Genomic DNA, 3,476 nt, shown 5'->3' with positions numbered 1-3,476 from the left:
GCACGGACTTCCATGCCTTTTTCCCAAACAAGAATTGAGTTCTCTGGATCATCTTTGATTCCGAGATAAATTCTTGTTACAGGAGCACATGATTCATCATTCAACCATGCAAATGCACTTTCGGGATCAAAACCTATGCCGCCTGTGCCGATTCTATGTGGGATATTTGTTTTCTTTGCCAGAATAGGTCTATAGGTTGAAATATAGCCGTTACCATCGCTTCCGACTTCTACTGATGAGCTAAAATAATTCAAATCATACAAATCGTCGTAGGTAATATGAATCATGCCATCAGAAGTCTGAAATACACCCATTACAACCACATCATCTTTCCCCATCGGAACGCATTTCCATTCTCTCAAAACAGTATTTGCTATGAGAATCAGCATGAGAAAGAATGCAACGCCCAGTCCAATCCATAAAGATTTTTTCCTCTCATGGTTCCATTTTTTCTGAATTGGACGCAGAGGATCTACTTCTTTTGCCATTTCATAAGGTTCTGGCATTGAATCAAGATCATGTAGTATTTTTCTGCAATCTGCACAACCAGCACAGTGCTTTTCCACTGCATTGCGGGTCTCGGTAGTACATACATCATCGTGATACAGCGGAAGCAGATCACGGATTATGCCACAGGGATAATTCATTTGAGCTCCTCCTTAATTGTCAACCTTGCACGATGATAAGTCACCCGTGCCCAATTTTCTGTCTTTCCAAATAACAAACCGATCTGTCGGAAGGATAATTCTCCGAGTACTCGTAATGAAAACACCTCTTTATAAGGTTCTGGCAGGTTATGAAGCGCTTGGTGAATCAGAAAGGCGGATTCTTTATCCAGCATCATATCCTCTAAAGAACTGGTGAGCGTTTCCTCTTTCTCCGGCTCCTTATGTTTTTTTAGGTAAGATAGGTAAGTATTTTTTGCAATTTGGCAAAGCCAAACATAAAGCTTGCACTGCCCTTGAAAAGAATCCAGTGATTTTAATGCTTTGAAGAATGCTTCTTGGGTGATTTCTTCGGCAAGGCTCGGATCACGGCTCAAGGCTGATACATATTTATAGACATCCTGAAAATAAAGAGAATATATTTCTTGATAATCTTCCACTGTCGCACCTCCCTTTACCTATATGACTTACGAAAACGCATTTTGTTACAACATATTCTTTTTCCAGCATTGATGCTTGCGTAAACTCTGTTTACCACATTATGTCGCATCCGTTGGTGAAATGCAAGGATGGTGAATCCAAGGAAAGGGTGTCTTTGCGAAAAAATGAGCCTGCTGGGCGCATGGTGATTGGGGTAGCAGGCTCTGCCTTTTTCATCTGGCTCATTTGCTTCCTCCTTGATTTTCAATCTTGCCCGGTGATAAGTGACTCTGGCCCAGGTTCCCGTCTTTCCGGATAGTACTGCAATTTGCTTAAAAGACAACTCATCAAGTGGTCTATTGGCAAAGACTTCTTTGTGGTGGTCAATTCCACATCAGCCGGGGAATGATATAGGGCAAGCCATATTCCGTCTGATAAGTTACACGGTTCCCCACATATTGAAAATTGCCATTTTCTAACGGTCGGATGGTTACTTCATGTGCAAACAGGCAATCCATTTTTAGGTCTGTGGAGAGCATTTCAACGGTCAGTGTCATCGTTCCGTCAGGATTAACGACATAAGCTGTAACTTCCGGTTCAACATTGTAGTACCATAACATAACAAAATCGTTTGTATTCAATGGTCTCCAAGGATAGTAATCACCTTCAGCATGATACTGTGCCAGCACTTGGAAGGTTTCTATGTCAATGTTATAGTATGGTAAAACGATTCTTTCAAATTCTTCGGCAGGGATGGCATAGCTACTTCTGTTCTCGAGAACAGTGTAATTATCAGCAAGAAACTGCTTCCCATGATGCGTATAGTAGAGATATTCAAACTGATCGTTAAAACTGAGGTTTCCCCAATTCCCTTCATCCCAATCAATTAGAAATATATTGGTGGCAATATAGCCGACAGGATAGATATAATGAAAAGCTAAATCAAATAACTCCAGATTTGGGGCAACGAGTCGAATCAAAGAAAAATCGGGGTAGTGTTTATCGTTTGCAGGGTAAATTCTATAATAAAAATTGCCTTTTTCTGTTAGATCCCAGTCCTTGATTTCATGTTTTTCATAATACGGTTCTTTTATCTCATCCGGATAATATGTCATACTGTAAACAAAACCACCAGTTTCGTTATATGTGAATAGCCTATACGACAAACACCCCGATTCCAAAACCATAATGACCTCTTGCTCAGCATCTTTGTGCTGCTGCACGGCATCCCAAAATGCATAGAATCTGTCCGATGTGGTCAAATATCCCGGATATGGTTCATTTGTATCAATCATGTCATATCCTGCATTATAAAGCAGGTTCTCTATGGAATCGATGCTGCTTTGGGACAAGAGGGGATAGTCACATTGAGTGGTTGGCGCTGTTTTTTCAGCGGATTCAAATAGTGTATGGTATAAGGATTCGATTTCTTTACACCGATCTTCGATACGGTCAAACATTGGATCATCTGGCAGACCATCATTATGGCTTTCATTTTCGGTTGTCGATACTGTTTCTATTTCGGAGGTGGTTATAGTTTCTTTCGGTTGAAAACTTGGCATTGGGTTTTTGCTAATAACCCCACAAGCAGTTAGTCCGATAACCGATGTAAATAGAAAAACTGCAATCTTAAGGTATTTCATGAATTTCAACTCCCTTTTCTTCAAACTCAGTAATGATTTCTTCCGTAACAGGGATGATACAAAAATGCTCCCAATCGCCGATAGCAAAGTAGGGATACACGCCTATTCCATCCTTATGGAATAGCGCAAAGGGGACAGCATCTTTGTCGTACCATTCGTCACTAGAAAAAACATTCTGATTACCCAGCGCAACAATCTCTGAGCATAGGTCAAAAATACACTCATCAGGCAAATTCGGAAAGAATACCTTCATCGTGTAATAGCACATTTCCTTGTAATGCTCAAACCCTGATTCCGAATAGCTATGCTCGTCAAAATTGACGGTGATTTCTTGTATGTAGTCTCCATTTGTCGGTACATATACCGTAATCGTAGGCAGCGAATATACACGCTCATCCTCTGTAAAGCAATAGTATTTTGTTTCATGATCTGAATGGATTGCAGAATCGTAGATATAACACTGCCACTGTGATGCCGGTGTTAAGTAGCTTCGGCAGTAGCCTCTTTCATAGTAGCTGTTATAGCTCCTGATATAGTCATGGATGGAGATGGTGAAAACCAGCTCATTTTCCCGGTTCTCCATGACCTGAATATCCAGAGTATCGATTCCCGTCTGCAATTCAGTCGGCTCGGTTTCATTGTCCAAAGTCTGGCGTTGCGTTGAGCCATCAAAAAACAATAAGATTTGCTCGTCAAACTGTTCCTCCCCTGATAAGATCACTTCCACATAATTCTCGTTCCAAGTGAC

5 protein-coding genes are annotated in these 3,476 nt (G+C 40.9%); all 5 read right to left on the bottom strand.

Features of this window, described 5'->3' with window-relative positions; all coding sequences use genetic code 11:
• Positions 1–647: zf-HC2 domain-containing protein (locus tag QZZ35_RS10175; protein ID WP_291237300.1), on the bottom strand; the 647-nt coding region annotated here is incomplete at its 3' end.
• Complete coding sequence (locus tag QZZ35_RS10170; RefSeq protein WP_291237299.1) at positions 644–1,105, bottom strand: RNA polymerase sigma factor; 462 nt, start codon at positions 1,103–1,105, stop codon at positions 644–646. The genes QZZ35_RS10170 and QZZ35_RS10175, both read right to left, overlap by 4 nt.
• A gap of 91 nt (positions 1,106–1,196) precedes the next feature.
• Entirely contained in the window at positions 1,197–1,331 is a 135-nt protein-coding gene (locus QZZ35_RS10165) for a hypothetical protein (RefSeq protein WP_291237298.1), read from the bottom strand.
• Positions 1,332–1,468: 137 nt separating this feature from the next.
• Positions 1,469–2,728, bottom strand: a complete 1,260-nt coding sequence (locus QZZ35_RS10155) for a DUF6070 family protein (protein ID WP_291237297.1) — start codon at positions 2,726–2,728, stop codon at positions 1,469–1,471.
• Positions 2,715–3,476, bottom strand: a 762-nt coding sequence (locus tag QZZ35_RS10150; protein ID WP_330635655.1) for a hypothetical protein, incomplete at its 5' end; no start/stop codon positions are given. The genes QZZ35_RS10150 and QZZ35_RS10155, both read right to left, overlap by 14 nt.

The organism is Frisingicoccus sp., assembly GCA_016298055.1.
GTDB lineage: Bacteria > Bacillota > Clostridia > Lachnospirales > Lachnospiraceae > Frisingicoccus.
This window is presented reverse-complemented; position numbering and strand designations above follow the sequence as displayed.

Coding starts and splice junctions, on each gene's coding strand:
- QZZ35_RS10165 (WP_291237298.1), bottom strand. CDS start 1,331: ATGAGCCAGATGAAAAAGGCAGAGCCTGCTACCCCAATCACCATGCGC.
- QZZ35_RS10155 (WP_291237297.1), bottom strand. CDS start 2,728: ATGAAATACCTTAAGATTGCAGTTTTTCTATTTACATCGGTTATCGGA.